The following is a 19,145-nucleotide window of genomic DNA, read 5'->3' on the forward strand; positions in this document are numbered from 1 at the left end:
GCTGTTACCGCAGCGCTTCCAGCACCGTCTCGCGCATCGCTGCCGCTGGTGCCGGCTGACCCGTCCAATACTCGAATGCATACGCACCTTGATAAATAAACATGCCAAGTCCACCATGGATTCGGCAGCCTGCCCGCTCTGCATCCGCTAGAAACTTCGTTTTCATCGGGTTATAAATAATATCGCTTGCAACCGCTCCATGCCGCAGCCAAGACGCATCAACCGGTGACTCGTCCACATTCGGGAACATACCTGTTGAAGTTGTATTAATAATAATATCCGCCTTGGCACAAACCTGCTGCAGCTGATCATTGCCTACACCTGTGACAGACGTCTCGCCGTTCATCGAAGCAGCGAGCTCAACTGCGCGCTGCTCCGTGCGATTCGCAATTATTATCGTAGCAGGTGCTTCCTTCGTAAGTGCGTACACGATACCGCGAGCAGCGCCGCCAGCGCCCAGCACAACAATATGCTTGCCGGCAAGCTGAGGCTCCGCTTCTTCCTTGAGCGAACGCACATAGCCAATCCCGTCCGTATTGTAGCCCGTAAGCACACCATCGTTGTTCACAATCGTGTTCACGGCACCAATCGCCGCAGCCGACTCATCGATATGATCGAGATACTGCATCACATCCTGCTTGTGCGGAATCGTCACGTTAACGCCACGAATGCCCATAGCCCGTACACCTGCGATGAAATCGCCAAGCTTGTCTGCTGTTATATGGAATGCCGTATAAACGCCATTGACGCCGGTCTCGCGGAACGCTCGGTTCATCATGATCGGCGACTTGGAATGCCGGATTGGATCGCCAATGACGCCGAACAGGACCGTATGGCTGTCAACACGCTGAATCGCGTCTGCCTTACTTTCTGCTGCTGCAGTCATTCGAGCCACTCTCCCATCAATTCGAACGCTGTGCGGATGATCGATTAGATCAGCGCGCGGCGCACGTGGACTTTAATGCCTTTAGGTGCGTAGACGTCTACGACCGCTCCTGCCATACTGTTCGCGTGCATCCAACCTAGACCGGATACGAATACATCATATCCGCCGCCGCGTGGGATACGAAGCGAATGACGCGTCCAAGCCGGCAGCTCTTCCAATTCCTCGACCGAAGGAGGGGACAGGAGCTTGCCTTTATGATTCGCATACAGCTCATCTGCACGCTCCAGCTTCGTCCGGTGAACATCCAGCCCGTTCGATAAATATAGCGTAAAGGACTGATGCTCGCCTGATACAAAATCAAACCGCGCCAGCGCGCCAACGAACATCGACTGGCCTTCATCCAATTGATAAACGAGTGGTTTGATCGGCTTGTCCGGTGTAATCGCCTGCAGCACGCTGCGCGGAACAATCTCCGTCATCCGATGGTTGTATACGATACCCGGCGTATCGATGATTGCTTTGCCGTCGTCCAGCGGAATGTGAACCGCATCAAGCGTCGTGCCCGGATAACGGGACGTCGTAAGCTCTGCATCCAGGTCGCTGTAATCGTGAATGATGCGATTAATGAGCGTCGACTTGCCGACATTCGTCGCACCAACGACATAAACGTCGCGGCCGCGTCTGTAATACTCGATGGCATCAACGACGCGATCGAATCCAATGTTGCGCTTCGCGCTGCACAATACAACCTCGACTGTACGAAGCCCCTGCTCCTTCGCCTGCTGCTGCACCCAGTTGCGAAGGCGGTTATGATTAACCGCTCGCGGCAACAGATCGATTTTGTTCACAACGAGCAGCACAGGGTTGTTACCCACGAACCGCTGCAGCCCCGAGATGACGCTGCCTTCGAAATCGAAAATGTCGACGATGTGCACGACCAAGCTGTCCGTGCTGGCAATGCCGCCAAGCAAACGCAGGAAATCGTCCTGATCGATCGCGATCGATGATGCATCATTGTAGTTCTTAATTCGGAAACAGCGCTGACAAATCGTTGGCGTCCGCTCCAAAGCCGATGCCGGAATATAGCCCGCCTGTTCCTTATTCGTCGACTGCAGCTTGACGCCGCAGCCGGCACAACCTGTATCCTTACCCGGTTGTTCTGTTACTGTCACTTTGCTTCCTCCTCATACCATAAACCCTTTTTGCGCAGGCTTCTCAGCGCGATTCGTTCCATCAGTCGATTGACGCGGGTCATCACGCCTTCATCCTTTGGTGCGATCGGCAGAACGAGAATCGTGTACAATCCTAATCGGTTGCCACCGAGTACATCCGTCATCATCTGGTCGCCAATGACAGCCGTCTGATCTTCCCGCAAACCGAGAATTTCAAATGCTTTGCGGAACGCTTTATTGCTAGGCTTCCGAGCGAGCGGAACGTATGGAATGCCGAGCGGATCGGCAAAACGTGACACACGCACATTATTATTATTGGAAACGATGACAATTTTGAAGCCATGCTTGTGCAGCTTGTCCAGCCATTCGATCAGTCGTGGCGTGGCATGCGGTTCCTTGGCTCCGACCAGCGTGTTATCAAGATCGGTAATGATGCCTTTGATTCCGCGGCGCGCAAGCGCTTCGATGTCAAGATCGTATACAGAATTAAGGCGTAAATTCGGCAACAGCCGTTCAAACATAGTTTCGACTCCCCTGAAATGACCTGCTATACAACGAAAACTATACCATAATAGCCGAAAATGTTGCAAAAAAATACCGCATAGCGCCGGATTGGCGCCATGCGGTTGTCCTAGCCATTACATACGATCACGAATGGAGCGTACGAGTGAAAGGAACCGATCGACCTCATCTTGTTCATAGACGGTCGTACCATATTTGGCCCGCTCGAAGCAGTCGGCGACTACTTTCAAATCAGCACGCAAGTATGTTCGTTCCTGTGCCCAGCGCTCAGAAGCCTCACGCACCGTCTCCCAATCTTCGCGCTGCAAGCCTTTGCGTCTTGCGAAGCGGACAAGCCGATTCGTCTCAACGACAATACGCTCATTCGCATTCGTAGCCCGATAGCGAATTCGAGTATATGAATCGGCCAATTGCCGACGACGGAACCATGCATAGACGAGCAGAACAGCCAATATAGCAATGGAATACCACATAACAGCACGTGGCGTGAAGAACGAGGAGCCCGCTTCCACGACCGGCGTTGTCTTCATGTCGGATAGATCCACATCCGGAACCGTAACCGCCTGCTCATCCTCTACCGGATAAGGGAAGTCAAAGCCTGGCGTAGCCTCGAACGGAATCCAGCCGAAGCCGTTGAAATAAATCTCCACCCAAGAATGTGCGTCAGCGTTGCGTACCGTGTACGTCCCTGCGCCATTCGGATTCCGCTGCGCTTCGCTTGATGTAAAGCCCTGGTAACGCATCTCATCTTCATTAATAGGCAGAACACCTGGCGCGTAGCCTTTGACCCAACGAACCGGCAGTCCTACCGAACGGCCTAGTACGGCCATCGCCGTCGAGAAATAGTCGCAGTAGCCTTCCTTTACTTCAAACAAGAAAGAATCGACAAAATCGGAACTCGTACGAAGCGACGTATCAGGTTCATTCGTATAAGCAAAGTTATCCTTTAAGTACGTCTGGAGACGCAGCGCCTTCTCATAGTCGCTCGAAGATCCGGCAGTTATTTGCTCGGCCAGCTTTCCTACACGACTCGTAACCGTCTGCGGCAGATTATAATATTGCTGGTGCTCAGACTTCTGCGGATCTGCAGCTCCCCACCCTGCTGTCGTCTCTTTCAATGCTGTACTGTTTAATACCGGCAGCTCAGAAACGACTGAGTATGTCTTCGGATATGGCTCGTTCTTACCCATCGGCCACAATAGCTCCCAGCCTGCGGCATTCCACGTTAAGCCAGAAGGAATATTGCCTGTCTCGACATTTCCGAACCAACGAAGCTGCCTAGCAGGTGCTGCAGCGAACAGTACGGGATATTCCTCTTCCTTCACCATCGTGAACGCTTGCGTAATCTCGATCATCTTGGCTTTGCTTCGATCATCCGCAAGGGGAAGCTCTTCATTCGACTGCAAACCTGAGAACTGCTGATCAGCAGGAGCCGTCTCTTGGGATTCAGCCCATCCACTGCCTGTATATTCCGATCTCGTCTCACCGCGCCAATAGCTCCGATGTGAAGTATTCACGAACATGACGGTGGAATAGTCGAATTGGAAACCGCCGCCAAGCTCGAGGTCATTACGACTATAGCCCGAGCTTGTATCACCCGTTGGTGTATTCCCTATACTTCCGATGACAGGCAGATCATCCGTATACGAACCGATGACTTTCTTACCATGGGACTCTGCCCACATCGTGTACGGATCTTTCATGATTGGCGCAACACTGGGCGTCAAAATCCCGAGGACCATAATGCCCGCTATAATCGCTACAACCGGCAGTAAGAAGCTAATCGGATATTCCAGCAGCTCGGACCAGCTGTTCGGATGCTCGCGTTGAAACCGACTGTAGTGATCCGCAACAAGCCATGCAAGCGATGCAAAAATCGCCCAAGCCGTCTGATCCCACAAATAAATTAACGTATAGGAATCGGCGATCATTAGCGACAGCAGGCTCGCTGCTGTAAACACAATAATACGTTTTCTCGTAGTCGCCCATAATGTGAAGAACGCCAGCATGCCCCAAGCGAGTGCTGCAATGCCGATAAACGGGTTTAATTGCGTGGCATTATCCACGATCCATGTCCATAAATGCGATAAGGATCGCAAGCTCTCCGGCTTTATATAACTGTAGCCGGCTGTATGCCCTGATGCAATGACCAGCACAACCGCTTGAAGCAGCATCCGATAAGGCGTACGCCAAGGGATAAACCATTCAAGAACGACCGTAGATATGAGCACAAATTGTACGCAGCTAAACGTTTCTTCCCACCAATAGCCTTCAAATACATGCGTCAACTGCCAAATTATAATGGCTGTCATAAGGGAAGCGATACGCCTGTACCAGCTGTCGCGTAAGTTAGATCTCATTCTGGCGAACAAGGACGGCGACAATGCTGTACGCGCTGTGTGCGAGGAAGTTGCGGGTCTGGCTGCCGTCATGATGCACCGCCTCCTTCAAGCGCAGTCGGAAGCTCCTGCAGCTGTCTGACACTATGCGCGCTCCAGCCTTTCGCACGAACCGATTGAAGCCATGTTGTCTTAATGAGTCTGCCAAATCTCGCATCCGGCTCATCGACGCCGATATACGACAGCGATACGCCTTTGCGAGAGAGCCAGCTCATCGCACGGAACATATCCTCATTCGCAGCGCCGGAGACGATAATGATTAAGGTGCCGGGCTCCCAGATTGGCTCAAGCTTCTGAATCGCGACGAATAGCGGCTGTGTCGCATCCGGCTCAACGACCGTAAGATGGCCCATCATTCGCGAACGCTGCTCGACACCGATCCGCGGCGGCAATACCGTCGCTCGCTCGCCTGGTGATATGAGTCCCATAGCTGTTTCATGCTTCATGCCCATGTCGATAATCGATGTCGCGACAGAGACGGCCACTTCGAATCGTTCTGGAAAATGGCCGTACGCTTCGGTATCGCGATCAAGAATGACGATCGTACGCGGCAGCGACTCGCGCTCAAACGCTTTCGATTTCCACTCACCGGTCTTCGCAGTCGCATTCCAATGCACACGCGACAGCTTGTCTCCATACAAATATTCGCGAACACCATTGATTTGAGTCGTTTCCTTCGCGGCTCTTGGAGCTGAAGCATGCGAGTGTGGTCCGCGCAGACCACGTCTGAAGCGATACCAGTCCCGCAGCGGTACAGCCTGCGGCATTACGCTGAACGTCGAAACCGTTTCGAAAGAGCCGCTGTGCTCGAATAACCCGAATACGTCTCGCGTCAAGCATTGGGTCGATGCGAATTGATACACGCCCCGCTTGAGCGGCGGCGTCGTATAGCGGACTTCGCCCGAACGCTTCCAGTTCGGAACAAAGGATGTTTCGAATGGGACGGACTGACCATCATGACGCAGCAGCCTGTCCCGTACAAGCACATAAGGCAGCGGATAAAAGCCAGGGATGCGAATGTGGAGCGAAACGTCTACACTCATCCCGCTGTGCATCATCCCGTCGCTGCCGCTATTTTGCGCAACCGTCCGAGTCCCTTGCACCAATCGAATGCCCGACCATTGTCCAAGAATGAGATAAATAATAAGTACATTAAGAATAACGAACAGCATCATAGGCGTTTTGCCGCCTTGAAACATGAAGTACAAAATGTTGAACACGTATATGACCGCGACAAAGGCCCAACGCCAGCGGTTCGACGAGCGATTGCTTCCGCGCATCATCATCGCTCCAGACGGACCGGCACCTTCGTCTGTTGGAGGGCGTCCTGTACAATGTCTTCCGTCTTCTGCCCGTTCATGCGTGCTTCAGCGTGAAGAATAATCCGGTGCGGAAGCACCGCTTCTGCCATTCGTTTCACATCATCCGGTGTTACAAAAGCGCGTCCACGCAGGAATGCGGAAGCGCGTGCCGCACGCATAAGTGATACAGCCGCACGAGGACTTGCACCAATGAGTGATGCACGGTGGCTGCGCGTTGCTCGTACAATCGATACCGCATACTCTGCAACGGCACCGTCCACATGGATCTCCGAAACGAGCTGCTGCAATCGAACCAAATCTTCAATGGATGCTACCTGTTCGAGCCGGTCCGAAGGATGGGTACTGTCGGTAGCCATTATCATCCGGTGCTCATCGGCAGCTGAAGGATAACCAAGCGACAGCTTCATCATGAAGCGGTCAAGCTGCGCCTCTGGCAGCACGTAGGTACCCTCGAATTCAATTGGGTTCTGCGTCGCAATAAGCAGGAAAGGACGCGGCAGCTCGTAAGTCTCGCCATCCACCGTCACATGTCCTTCCTCCATCGCCTCAAGCAGCGCGGATTGTGTCTTCGTCGTCGCGCGGTTGATTTCGTCCGCGAGCAGCAAATGACACATAATTGGACCTGCCCGGAACAAGAATGTCTCCTGCTTCGGATGATAAATCGAAACGCCCGTTATATCGGTAGGAAGCAAATCCGGATTGCATTGAATACGGCGGAATTGGCCGCCGATCGACTTCGCAAGCGCTTTCACAAGCTGCGTTTTGCCAGTGCCAGGAACGTCTTCCAACAAAATATGTCCACCCGAAAGCACAGCTGTCAGCATACGCTCAATTTCGTCTTGCTTGCCCAGGATACAGCTCTCTAAATTAGCACGAATTGCAGAGCACAATTGCAAATCTGACTGGCGCAGTTCCATCGTTACGTTCCTCCCGGTTACAAGTTTGAAGGTTATGTCAAAAAAAGGAGCATACAATCTTCTCCTATTTTACTAAAAATATTGGTAGGCGTACATCAGCGCACACGCCAAAAAAAATTGGAGGATTCCACAGCGGAACCCTCCAAATGTTTGGTACGTCTAACCCTCAGCATCTGTGTGTTGCGCTCAGCCTTTCGGCCGAATAACGACCGATGCGAGGAAGGAGAAAATAATCGCAGCCGATATACCGGCACTCGTCAGCTTGAAAATCCCCGTGATGACCCCGATCCAGCCATCTTCCTGAAGCGAGGTTAATGCCCCGTGAACAAGGGCGTTGCCGAAGCTTGTAATCGGCACGGTCGCTCCAGCGCCAGCGAAATCAACGAGCGGATCATACAACCCAATTCCGTCCAGCACAGCACCAGCAACAACCAAGGTAGCCATCGTATGCGCTGGTGTCAGCTTGAATACGTCAAACATGAGCTGACCGATCACACAGATGGCTCCGCCAACGAGAAATGCCCATAGAAATTGCATATTTAGACCCCCTTGGCGGCAATCGATACCGCATGTGCGATACAAGGAATCGATTCCCCTTGCTGGAATGACAGCGGCGAGAGCAATGCGCCTGTAGCAGCGACGAGAATTCGTTTCATCTCACGGTGTTTCAGTTTCTTCAGCAAATGACCGTAAGTGACGACGGCAGAGCAGCCGCACCCACTGCCACCGGCTTGTACCTTCTGTTTGCTAATGTCAAAGACCATCAAGCCGCAGTCGTTAAAAACCGTATCGTTCATCGGTACGCCATCGCGCAGCAGCAGCTCCTTGGCAATCGGATGCCCGACAGAGGCTAGATCACCCGTCACAATCAGATCATAGTCAGATGGCGAACGGCCTGTATCATTAAAATGTGCCGTGAGCGTATCGACAGCAGCTGGCGCCATCGCAGCTCCCATGTTGAATGGGTCGGTGATGCCAAGGTCCATTACTTTGCCAATTGTCGCACATTCGACGATCGGACCATCACCAGTTGCAGCCAGTACCGCAGCACCTGCTCCTGTAACGGTGTACTGGGCAGTCGGCGGCTTCTGGGAGCCGTACTCCGTCGGATAACGGAACTGCTTCTCCGCCGTGCAGTTATGGCTGACTGTACCTGCCATCGCATGCTGAGCATTACCGGAATCGATTAATTGAGCAGCCAGTGCGAGGGTTTCCATAGACGTCGAGCAGGCGCCGAACATTCCGATGTAAGGTGCTCCGAGCGAGCGGGCAGCGAAGCTGTTGCTGATGATTTGGTTCATGAGGTCGCCGCCGATATAGAACTGAATATCGTCCTTCTGCAGTCCCGCGTGATGGACAGCGAAGTCCGTCGCCTGCTCAAGCAGCAATCGCTCGGCTTTTTCCCAACTTTTCTGCTGCATGTCCAGTTCCGGATGGATGAGATCGAAGTCCGATGCCAGCGGCCCTTCCCCCTCATCAGGCCCTACAACGGTTGCAGCCCCGATAATGACAGGCTTGTTCTCGAACCACCAGGTCTGCTTACCTTTCAACATATCAGTGATTCCCTCCCGTCCCGAAGATCAAATGCCCGATCCCGACGAAAAAGGCAGCGACTGTTCCGTAGACGATAACAGAGCCGGCTAGCTTGAACATGTTCGCCCCGACACCAAGCACGAGACCTTCGGCGCGATGCTCAAGCGCAGCGGAGCACATCGAGTTGGCGAACCCGGTTACGGGCACGGCTGTACCTGCGCCCGCCCATTGGGCGATTTTGTCGTAGACGCCAAGAGAGGTGAGGACGACGGAGATGAAAATTAGCGTTGCGACGGTCGGGTTGCTTGCCGATTTGGGCTTCATGCCAGCGAGATGGATGTACAGCTGTTGGATGAATTCGCCGAGTAAACAGATCAAGCCGCCAACGACGAATGCTTTGACACAGTTCTTCAGAATCGATCGTGAAGGCTCGCGCTGCTTGGCAAAAGTCTGGTATTCCTTTGGGGACATGCTCATTTTCTTATAAGGGCGTTCGCCCGCGCTACTCGTGGACAACGTGGTCATCTCCCTTGCGCCATAGTTGGATTCATTATTTGTTAAAGTTGGCTCACTTATGTGAGCTCCGCGAGTGAATGTTATTCGAGGGGCGAACAAGGTTAGTGAAATGGAATTTAGCATTGCAGAATGTGAGGGCTTCGACTCCGCAGGTGAATGTTCTTCGATTCGCTGGGAGCTTCGACTCCGCAGGTGAAAGTTCCTCCGTTCGCTGTTGTATCCAGATTGTTCTGATTATGTAAGATCAGAGTAGGTAACAATCCGGACACAAAGGCGACCGCTTCGCTACTCCAGAATCTTTCACCTACTACGTCTACGCACATTTGTGCAGCTCAAGATCAATTCACCTGCTGCGTCTGCGCATGCTGCGATGAGGGGCAGTGCACATTCACTCGCTCCGCGGGGATTTGGGATCGGATCCGCTTTAGAATTGCGGATCCTCTCTATTTGTAGTTAGTTGGCGTGTGGAAGACGGTCAGCTTTCTAACGAACTGGGTGGAGCGTATTGTGGAGGAATGACTAAACCTTACAACAGCGCAAAAAGCCTATTAACCTCGAACGACGCAGGATGCGGTTCGAGGTTAATAGGCTGAAAGGGTGTTGCAGGTTAATCGAAGATGGAGACGATAATTAAGAATATGGCCAACAGGACGTATAACACGACCGATATAATCATTAACGTACGTCTGCTCATGGCGAATGCTCTCCTTCCGCCGCCGTTGGCGGGCCTCTATACATACCAATGTATGCAGGGGAGGCATTTGCGGAAATTGTCCACGTGCAGAAGCGATGCGATCGCTTCCATGTTGGCCAGACGAGTCTTGCTGTCCGGAGCTAGCGGACGAGCATGCTTTTGCCCATAATGTACCAGCCGTCGGTGTCGTCCGGGTATCGGCATTCTTGCAGGACATGATAACCCAGTCGCTCGTAGAATTGGATGTTAGACGGCAGCGACAAGCGCACTTCCAGCCAAACCTCGGGCATGTGGCGCTCTGCAGCGAGCCGCTCCAAGTAGTGAACGATCTGCTTCCCGACGCCTTGGCCTCGAGCGCATCGCCAATACAGCGCCGCCGCGCGGGCTTAGCTTACGGATCGTGTCCTCCAGCTCTTCTCGCAGCGCGCCGGATGGCGGATGCAGCACCCCGCGATATTCCTCGAACGCCTCACACATAATCCGATGAACCGCCGCCCATTCATCGATTACAGCTTCACGAATTTGAATGCTCATGAAACTCTCTCCTTCTATAGACTGTTTGGTTGTCTGTGAAGAACGGCCGCTAGAACGTCTGGAATCGCAGCTTGAATATAAATAATTAGTCGTTTCATCTGCTCTGGAAAATCAGGCTCGCTTGGCGCTCCAACCTTGACCGGTGTGGACTGACCGCTGTATAACTCATTAAACAAAGCAATCTCGTAGTCAAAATGCCGTTTAATATATTCGCGATGCAATTCGCTCATCCCGATTACGCAGGACGGATCACTCCCAAATCGAGGTGTGAACATCGTTCGTTCAAATTCACTTGTATCGATACCCAGCTCGTTCATTAGATCGAAATGCAAGGTCGAATAGGTCGAAACATCGCTGTTCGCCCGAATTCCTGCAGAGCAGACCTTTACACCCTCAATTTGGTTCTTACGTATGTAATCTCGCATACAAAACTCCGCAATGACACTTCTCGTGAAGTTGTCCGTGCACACGAAACAAATGTTCATACCGTATCCCCCACCATTCTATTTCTACTCAATTTACCACATCCCACTTACCAAAATCATCCACTCAAACAAAAAAAAGAGCAGTACAGAGATCGCTCCCTAAACCGCTCTAGCTCCAACCCCTCTATTCCTCGTCACAATAAGCAACAACCTGCTCATACGGCAGCTTGCCGCCGTAAATATCGAGTGCGCTGCCGATCGTAATGTCGAGCTTACCGCCAGACAGCTCCTTAAACAATGCCAAATCCTCGAGCGACCGTGCGCCTCCTGCATACGTGCATGGAATCGTCACCCATTGCGCGAGCGATGAGACAAGGCTTTGCTGGATACCGCTCTGCTTGCCTTCGACATCCACCGCATGGATCAGGAATTCATCACAAAACCGCTCAAGGAAACGAATGTTGTCCTCATTCACTTCAAAATCGCTGAACTGCTTCCACTGATTCGTCACGACATACCATTTGCCGTCGCGCTCCTTGCAGCTGAGGTCAATGACAAGCTTATCCACGCCAACCTCAGCAACAATCGCGTTCAAATTATCCATGTCGAGCTTGCCATCGCGGAAAATATAAGAGGTGACGATAACATGCGACGCTCCCTGCTCAAGATAATGCTTCGCATTGCCTGCATGAATGCCGCCGCCGATTTGAAGGCCGCCAGGATACGCATTAAGCGCGCGAACCGCTTCCTCTTCGTTACCGCCGCCAAGCATAATGACATGGCCGCCAACCAGCTTGTCCTTACGGAACAATTCAGCATAATGAACCGAATCATAGCTGGATACGAAATTTTCGACGACTGCGCCTTGATCGGTGTTCAGCGTTTCGCCGACGATTTGTTTTACTTTACCCTGGTGCATATCAATACAAGGTCTGAATTTCATAATAATTCCCCTCACGAATGTGCTGATTGCTTGAAACTAGCTCCCTATATCCTAACATGTTCACAGCGGATGGTCGACACAACAAGCCTATACAGAACGTCAGAATTTCGCTACAATCGGAATCACTCATTTGTTGTTGATCGAACGGAGGCTTCGCCATGAACCAAACCAAATACATAACGATGCTCGTGGGCACGACTTTTCTGATGGGAATTGCATTTCCCATTGGCAAAATCGGACTCGACTACGCGCCGCCTTTCCTGCTCATGTCTTTCCGCTATTTGATCGCTGGCGTACTTCTAGTACTGATAACGCGTCGCAGACAGCAGCCGCGAGGCAAGCAGTGGCTGCAGGCCGCCGCAATCGGCTTGCTGCAGACGACAGGCGTCATGGGCTGTGCGTATTTCAGCATGCGTTGGATTACATCGAGCGAGTCCGCCATCTTGACGTTCGTCAATCCGCTGCTCGTCATCGTGCTAGGCACGCTGCTGACAGGCGCCGTATACAGGCTAAGGCAGTGGGCTGGCGTTGCAGTTGGCTTTCTTGGCGTTGCCGTCACTTTCGGCTTGCATGTCGATTTGTCGCCGGGCACTTTCATCTGCCTTGCAGGTGCTGTCTGCTTCGCTTCTGCGACGCTGCTCATCAAGCGCTGGGGAGCCGGCTTTGACATGAATGTGCTGGCTGCTTATCAGATGCTGAGTGGCGGCATCGTACTGCTGGCGTTAAGCTTTATCGCCGAAAAGCCGGTATTCACTGTCACTTCCACCTCTGTGATTGTCGTGCTGTCACTTGCGCTTTTTTGTTCCATCGTCCAATTCACCACTTGGTATCATCTGCTCAAACAGGGCGACGCGGCAAAAACAAGCTCTTTCTTGTTCCTCGCCCCACTGTTCGGCGTCCTCTGCAGCTGGCTAATGCTCGGCGAACAGCTTCATCTGTACACCGCCATCGGCGGCGCCCTAATCTGCACCGGCATCTTCCTCGTAAACCGTGAAGGCGCCAAAACTACTCACCAACACACAAACCATACGGTTGCTCAATAATGAAACAAGCGCTGCTTAGCAGCGCTTGTTTCATTTCACCTACACATTTTAACACGTACTACCAAAAGCTTGCCCAATAGGGCACGCGACTCCTCGCACTCAAGCATCTGACCCACGCCTCTGTCCCTCTACCATCCCCTTCCGGGGTCCAGGGGTCGGGAGACCCCTGGGGTCCTCCCTAGCAGGGAGGATTTAGGTGGGTAGAGTTCTCGATTTAGGCGGGTATCGCCCTATAAATTTAGATTAGCAGCATTTTTCACCTTTTCGATCGGTTCACGAAGCAAGCTGCTCAGCAGGATACCTTGGATCGTACCCAGCACGAGCGAACCAATCGTAATCGGCAGTCCGAGATACGGCAGCATGAACTCCGTCACGCTGTCATCCGCTCCGATATGGAAAATAATCGGCAGCGAGATCAGAAGAAGGAACACGCCAAGCGAAGAGAAGAACATATACCATCTGCCATTCGCAGTAAACGCCGTCACGACGCAGTTACTGACGAGAAGTGCGAGCAGCCAAATAATAATGGCCGAACTGCTCATGCTTGTACTCAAGGCGATAAGAAATACTGTACACAGTACGGCGTGCAGTATTGGAGCGGCTAACAGCTCAATCGTCCGTTTAAGCATCGTCATGCACCCCTTCGCGTTTCTTCGCATTCATCCCTACCTACATCCTAGAGCAGCTTCACAACCATCCCGATAAAATAAGCGGAAGGAATAATAATCAACTGCCCCAGCATCGTCCCCATAAACCGGGAGGTCATCAGCACAACGTACACTTTACCCAATTGATTGCGGTACTGCTCATGCTGGAGTGCCTTATCGGTAATAAGACCAAGCTGCGGGTCGATGAAGATTGTCAGCAAGATGGTTGCAATCCCGTTAATAATGCCGGATGCCTGCGAGGCCGTTGTACTAAATGCCGGAAGCAGATGCGCCGTATACAACGATGCCATGACACCAACGGTGTAGAACGCAGTAACGAACACATTCATGACAATGAGCCGGTACGGAATGCCCAAATAGCGAAAATAGTAGAGCGAGAATGTCGGCTTACGCAAATAATACTTCGTATTCTTCAGTTGTCCGACCGTTACGCTCGAGATCAGCTTCGGGATCGAGCCCGCCACTTCAAGCTTCGCAATGATTCGGCCGAATACGCTGACGAAGGTGGGGAACAGCGCAATGGCGATGAGCGTACCAACCGACGATGCCAGCAGGATGATGCGCATATATTGGATGAGAGGAAAGTTCGGATGTGCTCTTGCAAAATCGACGAACTTCGCCGTCAACGGTGCTTGCAGCAGATTGGCGGTCCGTGAAACGAGAACAATGATACCAGTCAACGACAAGGCCACTGCGATTTTGTTCAGCTTTACACCTGCGAACCGAATCGCGTACGACAACGTCTCTGACGTATGGATGACCATCGTCAAAACGAATACAAAGATCAGCTTCTCAATCATAGCGCCTGTTGGACCGCCTGCGCGAACGACGACGGATCATCAAGCGAGAGCTGAATATGGCTGACCCGCTTCTTCGTCCCCAGCAGGCCGATTCGATCAACAGGCTGATCTAGCACGATTTCGCAAGTAATTGTATCTTCTACGCCAATCATCGAACGAAACCATCTTGGTGTCGCTGCCACTCGCATAGTAGAGGAAGACGTCTCAAACTTATGAACGCCGCCCACAAGCCGTATATCTCGAATTTGATCTAGGTTGAATTGGATGGATTGACGGAGCCCGACGTTAATCGTAATTTGCCTGTCCTCCAGCCTTACGCGGCCTCTTCGGACCAAATTATAGTCGCCGATCATGTACAAGATGGTGTAGAGATGAATCACATGGGTGCAGGTAAGAATCGTTGCGGGGAGCTTCTGCACGAACAGATAATGAAAGGCAACCATTTCAAGCACTTGTTCATGAAGGATAGCGAGAAAAAGAAATACATACATGCTTCGTCGATGATAAGTAAAAACGTGCTCTTCACGATTTTCCTTCGGCCTGCCCCAGCGAAAGAACACATGATAGAACACCTGCAAATCACCCAGCATCGCCTGTTGGCGTCTGGTTAGACTGAACATATTCATCACCCCCCGTTCGACTTGGCAGCATGGTTCAAGCAGAATTGTACAGTGTGATCCAGCACACGAACCACTTCATTCCAGTCTAGCAATTCCAGCGGCTCATCCTTCACTTCAGCTTGATGCATGAAATCAACCGTTAAATCGTTCAATATCCCTTGCAGAAACCGGCAGTCGATCTCCTCAATCTCAGCCAGCTGAGGCACCAACGGAAGCAGTCTCAAGCCGTAATGATCGATCAATTTGCCATTCAACCGCCAAAAATCACGATAGTACGCGGCTTGGGCTTGTTTCTTCTCCGGCTGCGGCAGCCATTTGATCTGTTTATTGTAGATGCGCTCCAGCCAAATCTGATCGGAGATAAGGTGATAGTAGTAACCAAGATGGAACGGTGTGGTGCTCGTCTTGAAATATTTGGCCCCAAACGCCTCATAATCCGTATACCAGCCGCCCTCTGCAGTCACTTTGGCAAAATGCGACTTCGCCTTCGGTTCGTTCATATGTTTATGTACATCCGGCGCAAGCCCACCAATCAACAGCTGATCATCCCGTATGCCTGTTGCTTCATTCAGTAACGTCGAAATCGCATAATGCATCATTCTCGATCCCATAAAAGAGTAGGCTCCCTCCCGCTTCATACCGTTGTTCGAGATAAAAAAAGACGAGGTCGTCCTGACGTCGTCTTGGATGCTGCAATCGCCTCGCTGCTACAAATATAGTCCAGCCAAATCCGGATTGCCTGCTAGTATGCGTTTCACTTTGCTTTTCGTTGTGGATTGCCGAATCAGTCCGACCTGTCGGTTCAATAATAGATAACGGATCATGGACATTGCCTCGAAAGTCTGCTCTTCTTGCGGTTCCATCGGAAAAGAGGCCAAGTAGGCATTTCGGAAAACAGTCTTGTATCGGTCGCCGACAAAAATACGCATCAACGCTGCTGACCACGCATAATCGTATCGCGAATCGCCCAGCTGACCGTTGGTCCAATCGATAATCGTACATGTTCCGTTGTTGTTGAATACGACGTTCCCCAGATTGTAATCGCCATGGATGATTCTCTCATGCCGATAACCGACTCGGTTAATCAATTGAAGCAGACGATCATGAAGATCGCTATGCGCTTCAATATTCGGGAAGAAATATTCGATAAAATCATTGGTGGGCAAAAGCTCCGGGGAAATGCCATCAAGTGTCATTTGGTGCAGCTCAACAAGCCGTCCGGCCAGCTCGGTCAACATCTGTTTATTCACCTTTTCCGGCGGCATACCGTCATGGCTCATCAAGAGCGCTGCATTCCCATCTGGATCAACACCCGATCCATATGGAACCGAAACTTGAACGCCGCTGTTGATCAGCGCTTGAAGCAGCAAAAACTGACGATTCACATCCGGCTTCGAGTCCCTATTCCACACCTTATATACATATGCCTTCTGATCCAGCTGAAGCTTCATCACTTCTGCCTCTAACCCGGAAGCCATCGGCTCTATAAGAATCTCTTGCTCGCGCGCAGCAAGCTCTTCTAATTGCTGTGTGGAACAAACCCAATTCGTCGAACTAATCGGACTCATCATATGCTGTCTCCCCATCCCTATCTATACGTCCGAACGCGAAGCCAAGTACTCCTCCTGCATAATCGCCATAAGGATAATATCCGAATACTTGCCGCGTGAGAAATGTCTGCTTCGCAGCCGTCCTTCCTCTCGGAAGCCGCATTTCGTATAGCAGCGAATCGCCCGCGCATTGAAATCATGAACCTCGAGCTCAAGCCGGTTCAAGTTCAGCTCCTCGAAGACGAATTGCTGCAGCAGCCGGATGGCTGCGGAACCGATGCCTTGATTGTGCAGCTCCGCGCTGCCAATCACCATGCCCATCTCGGCGTATCGATTTTTCCAGTCGATGCGAAACAGGTCAATTTGACCGATATAAAGCTCAGTCATCCTATCGGCGATGACGAAACCTTTTTGCTCCGTATCGCCTTCCAGCATGGTGTTCAGGTAGTTCTCTGTCCCGTTAAGGGTGTGTGGATATAAGAAAGCGTCGGACAAATATTGGGTGATTTCGGGGTCGTTGCACCATTCCCGCATGCCAACTACGTCTTCTCTTCGATATTCACGAAGAATGATGGTGTCACCAATTAAATGCGGCATTGGCTCCCCCCTCTATCAAATTTGTCTATTAAATGTATCATATTCCCAGACGAATGAAAATAACAGGCGAGCTTCGGTAAGGGGATTGTCACTTAGGAAGGGAAGATACAGCATTGCCGTTTGTACAGCGGAAATGTTTCAGCACCTATTTCCTGCTGTACAAACGGCAATGTGGGGTAGATCGGGGGAGAGGGTCAGCATCTATTAAGCAGCTTGTGTCCATACTAACTCCTTATTCGCTCGGCTTGGATGATTTGCCAGGCAGGGTCTTTTGCAAGACAGCATCCGCTTGTCGTACGTATTGGAACCGCTCGTAGGCTTTGATCGCAATCTCATTATCTGCCCCTGTCAATACGCTGACCTCTGAAACGCCTCTTGTTCGAAGCTCATCTTCAATATGTGCCATCAGCATCGTTGCAAGACCACGGCCTCGCGCTGATTCCTCTATGAACATTTCGGTCAAATAACCATGCTTCTCGTGATAACAAAACGATTCAAAATATTGCGCGCATGCGTAGCCGACCGTGTTTCCATTCAGCACTGCAATGGCGACTAGCTCATTCGAACGGAGCAGACTGTCGCGCACTTCTTCCGGCGTCATAACTACACCATTGAATACCTCATTGAGCCGAGCCAAGTCCTCTGCGTCATGAATGTATGCCCGGCGGACTTCTTTCTTCGCCTCTGTCACTTCGTACCGCCTCCTGTTCTCTCTGTTCTCTCTATGCTCTTAAGACTTAGAACCGACAAACCGACAATTCCGTTCTTAATTATTGTACAATATACACTTCTCGCGGCCTAACGGCAAGACCTATCACACTATTCGGAAAACTCGTGCTTTTTCGGGGTTGTTCGATTAAGATTGGGCCGGCACTGGTCATTATTTACGACAAATCCACATTAAACACATTAGGCATCGGGATACCTTTGTAGTAATGTAAGCATATAGCCTGCAGGGTCGTTCACATTCCAGTTCGCCTTAACAAAGTGTAATGTCGGCCTTGCTTCATCCATCGATTTGCAGCTACTCACCGAATAGCCTATTTCGTTTATAACATAAACGTTCATCATGGAGGTAACAAACGATGAAAGTAAGGTGGTCTGGATATGAAGATTGCCCTGCAGGAGCTGGAACGCCAAGGATCTAATGCTGAAGAATAAGGTGATCTAGTGTGGCAAAATCAATTGCATATTCATCCCCTCGTACGCTGCTAAACAAAGGGACAGGTTTTCTGTCGGGCTACAGCCATTCCCTCAATCCGTATACGGGCTGCGCATTCGGATGCTCCTACTGCTACGTGCGTCAAATGCCGGTGTCCGTCTTCCGCAAGGAGGATTGGGGAACGTGGGTGGATGTGAAGCAGGACGCCGCCTCCCTCCTTCAGAAGGAGCTGCGTCGAGCCAAAACGAAAGGGCCTGTGACGATCTTTATGTCGTCCAGCACCGATCCTTATCAGCCCGTCGAATATAAAGAACAGGTTACGCGCTCGCTGCTCGAGGTCATGGCTGCAGATCCGCCAGACTTCCTGCTCGTTCAGACTCGCAGTCCGCTTGTAACACGGGATATCGACGTGCTGCAGCAGCTAGGAAGCCGCGTGCGTGTCAGCATGACGGTCGAAACCGATCGCGACGAGATCCGCAAGCTGTTCTCTCCCGAAGCGCCGCCGATTCAAGCTCGTCTTCGCGCACTTCGCGAGCTGGCTGAAGCCGGCATCCCGACGCAAGCCGCTGTTGCACCGATTCTGCCAAGCGGCGAGCCGTTTGCAGCTGCCCTCCGTGAGCTTGTGAATCGGGTCGTCCTCGACAACTACGAGCTGGGCGATGGCAGCGGAGGCACACGAACGCGTAGACTCGGAATCGAGGCATTGTACCAATCAAACGGACTGAAGCAATGGTACGGAGCGCAGGCGCTGGAGCTGATGCAGGAACGGATGAAACGTTATTTTACCGAAAATGAGCTCTTCGTCAGTCAACAAGGATTCGAGCCATAAGGAAAGTTATATC

Annotated in this window: 22 protein-coding genes; 2 read left to right on the forward strand and 20 right to left on the reverse strand. The window is 51.6% G+C overall.

Annotated elements, in window-relative coordinates:
* Nucleotides 1–4 precede the first annotated feature (4 nt).
* The 13 genes from aroE to hisA form a co-directional block, all read right to left on the reverse strand.
* A complete protein-coding gene (gene aroE, locus DFQ01_RS19745) occupies nt 5–886 on the reverse strand; it encodes a shikimate dehydrogenase (protein WP_110045633.1) in 882 nt (293 codons plus the stop codon).
* Between the two features lie 44 nt (nt 887–930).
* Nucleotides 931–2,058 carry a ribosome biogenesis GTPase YqeH gene (yqeH, locus tag DFQ01_RS19750; RefSeq protein ID WP_110045634.1) on the reverse strand — a complete coding sequence of 376 codons (1,128 nt, stop codon included), beginning with the start codon at nt 2,056–2,058 and terminating at the stop codon, nt 931–933.
* A complete protein-coding gene (locus DFQ01_RS19755) occupies nt 2,055–2,579 on the reverse strand; it encodes a YqeG family HAD IIIA-type phosphatase (protein WP_110045635.1) in 525 nt (174 codons plus the stop codon). The genes yqeH and DFQ01_RS19755 overlap by 4 nt, the downstream gene beginning before the upstream one ends.
* Nucleotides 2,580–2,696: 117 nt before the next feature.
* A complete protein-coding gene (locus DFQ01_RS19760; protein WP_110045636.1) occupies nt 2,697–5,012 on the reverse strand; it encodes a DUF4129 domain-containing transglutaminase family protein in 2,316 nt (771 codons plus the stop codon).
* A complete protein-coding gene (locus DFQ01_RS19765) occupies nt 5,009–6,259 on the reverse strand; it encodes a DUF58 domain-containing protein (RefSeq protein ID WP_110045637.1) in 1,251 nt (416 codons plus the stop codon). Before DFQ01_RS19765 ends, DFQ01_RS19760 begins: the two co-directional genes overlap by 4 nt.
* A gap of 2 nt (nt 6,260–6,261) precedes the next feature.
* Nucleotides 6,262–7,218 carry an AAA family ATPase gene (locus DFQ01_RS19770; protein WP_110045638.1) on the reverse strand — a complete coding sequence of 319 codons (957 nt, stop codon included), beginning with the start codon at nt 7,216–7,218 and terminating at the stop codon, nt 6,262–6,264.
* A gap of 186 nt (nt 7,219–7,404) precedes the next feature.
* Entirely contained in the window at nt 7,405–7,755 is a 351-nt protein-coding gene (gene spoVAE / locus DFQ01_RS19775; RefSeq protein WP_110045639.1) for a stage V sporulation protein AE, read from the reverse strand.
* A gap of 2 nt (nt 7,756–7,757) precedes the next feature.
* Entirely contained in the window at nt 7,758–8,771 is a 1,014-nt protein-coding gene (gene spoVAD / locus DFQ01_RS19780) for a stage V sporulation protein AD (protein WP_110045640.1), read from the reverse strand.
* Nucleotide 8,772: 1 nt separating this feature from the next.
* Nucleotides 8,773–9,267, reverse strand: coding sequence for a stage V sporulation protein AC (gene spoVAC / locus DFQ01_RS19785; protein ID WP_110045641.1), 495 nt, complete (start codon nt 9,265–9,267; stop codon nt 8,773–8,775).
* Nucleotides 9,268–10,101: 834 nt separating this feature from the next.
* Nucleotides 10,102–10,278, reverse strand: a complete 177-nt coding sequence (locus DFQ01_RS32225; RefSeq protein WP_174812438.1) for an N-acetyltransferase — start codon at nt 10,276–10,278, stop codon at nt 10,102–10,104.
* The gene (locus DFQ01_RS31185; RefSeq protein WP_174812439.1) at nt 10,208–10,495 is read right to left on the reverse strand and encodes a hypothetical protein; all 288 of its coding nucleotides are present in this window, start codon (nt 10,493–10,495) and stop codon (nt 10,208–10,210) included. The genes DFQ01_RS32225 and DFQ01_RS31185 overlap by 71 nt, the downstream gene beginning before the upstream one ends.
* A 14-nt stretch (nt 10,496–10,509) precedes the next feature.
* Nucleotides 10,510–10,980 carry an arsenate reductase/protein-tyrosine-phosphatase family protein gene (locus DFQ01_RS19795; protein WP_110045643.1) on the reverse strand — a complete coding sequence of 157 codons (471 nt, stop codon included), beginning with the start codon at nt 10,978–10,980 and terminating at the stop codon, nt 10,510–10,512.
* A gap of 124 nt (nt 10,981–11,104) precedes the next feature.
* The gene (gene hisA, locus DFQ01_RS19800) at nt 11,105–11,863 is read right to left on the reverse strand and encodes a phosphoribosylformimino-5-aminoimidazole carboxamide ribotide isomerase (protein ID WP_110045644.1); all 759 of its coding nucleotides are present in this window, start codon (nt 11,861–11,863) and stop codon (nt 11,105–11,107) included.
* Between the two features lie 158 nt (nt 11,864–12,021).
* Between hisA and DFQ01_RS19805 the strand changes: the two genes are divergently transcribed.
* Entirely contained in the window at nt 12,022–12,906 is an 885-nt protein-coding gene (locus DFQ01_RS19805) for a DMT family transporter (protein WP_110045645.1), read from the forward strand.
* 230 nt (nt 12,907–13,136) lie between these two features.
* On the opposite strand, the gene DFQ01_RS19810 is transcribed toward DFQ01_RS19805, so the two are convergent.
* The 7 genes from DFQ01_RS19810 to DFQ01_RS19840 all read right to left on the reverse strand — a co-directional run bounded on the left by DFQ01_RS19810 (nt 13,137) and on the right by DFQ01_RS19840 (nt 17,832).
* Nucleotides 13,137–13,535, reverse strand: coding sequence for a hypothetical protein (locus DFQ01_RS19810; RefSeq protein ID WP_110045646.1), 399 nt, complete (start codon nt 13,533–13,535; stop codon nt 13,137–13,139).
* 47 nt (nt 13,536–13,582) lie between these two features.
* On the reverse strand, nt 13,583–14,374 hold the full coding sequence (locus tag DFQ01_RS19815; RefSeq protein ID WP_110045647.1) for a lipid II flippase Amj family protein: 792 nt from the start codon (nt 14,372–14,374) through the stop codon (nt 13,583–13,585).
* On the reverse strand, nt 14,371–14,994 hold the full coding sequence (locus tag DFQ01_RS19820; RefSeq protein ID WP_110045648.1) for a hypothetical protein: 624 nt from the start codon (nt 14,992–14,994) through the stop codon (nt 14,371–14,373). Before DFQ01_RS19820 ends, DFQ01_RS19815 begins: the two co-directional genes overlap by 4 nt.
* 5 nt (nt 14,995–14,999) lie before the next feature.
* Complete coding sequence (locus DFQ01_RS19825; RefSeq protein WP_110045649.1) at nt 15,000–15,605, reverse strand: hypothetical protein; 606 nt, start codon at nt 15,603–15,605, stop codon at nt 15,000–15,002.
* Between the two features lie 96 nt (nt 15,606–15,701).
* Nucleotides 15,702–16,565: a phosphotransferase family protein gene (locus tag DFQ01_RS19830; protein ID WP_174812440.1), complete on the reverse strand. Its 864-nt coding sequence runs from the start codon at nt 16,563–16,565 to the stop codon at nt 15,702–15,704.
* Nucleotides 16,566–16,586: 21 nt separating this feature from the next.
* Nucleotides 16,587–17,141 (reverse strand): GNAT family N-acetyltransferase, encoded by a 555-nt coding sequence (locus DFQ01_RS19835; RefSeq protein WP_110045651.1) that lies wholly within the window; start codon nt 17,139–17,141, stop codon nt 16,587–16,589.
* A 232-nt stretch (nt 17,142–17,373) separates the two neighbouring features.
* Nucleotides 17,374–17,832, reverse strand: a complete 459-nt coding sequence (locus DFQ01_RS19840) for a GNAT family N-acetyltransferase (protein ID WP_245946798.1) — start codon at nt 17,830–17,832, stop codon at nt 17,374–17,376.
* 481 nt (nt 17,833–18,313) lie between these two features.
* Between DFQ01_RS19840 and DFQ01_RS19845 the strand changes: the two genes are divergently transcribed.
* On the forward strand, nt 18,314–19,132 hold the full coding sequence (locus DFQ01_RS19845) for an SPL family radical SAM protein (RefSeq protein ID WP_110045652.1): 819 nt from the start codon (nt 18,314–18,316) through the stop codon (nt 19,130–19,132).
* Nucleotides 19,133–19,145 lie beyond the last annotated feature (13 nt).

Origin of the sequence: Paenibacillus cellulosilyticus (genome assembly GCF_003182255.1) — a bacterium.
Lineage (GTDB): Bacteria > Bacillota > Bacilli > Paenibacillales > Paenibacillaceae > Paenibacillus_T > Paenibacillus_T cellulosilyticus.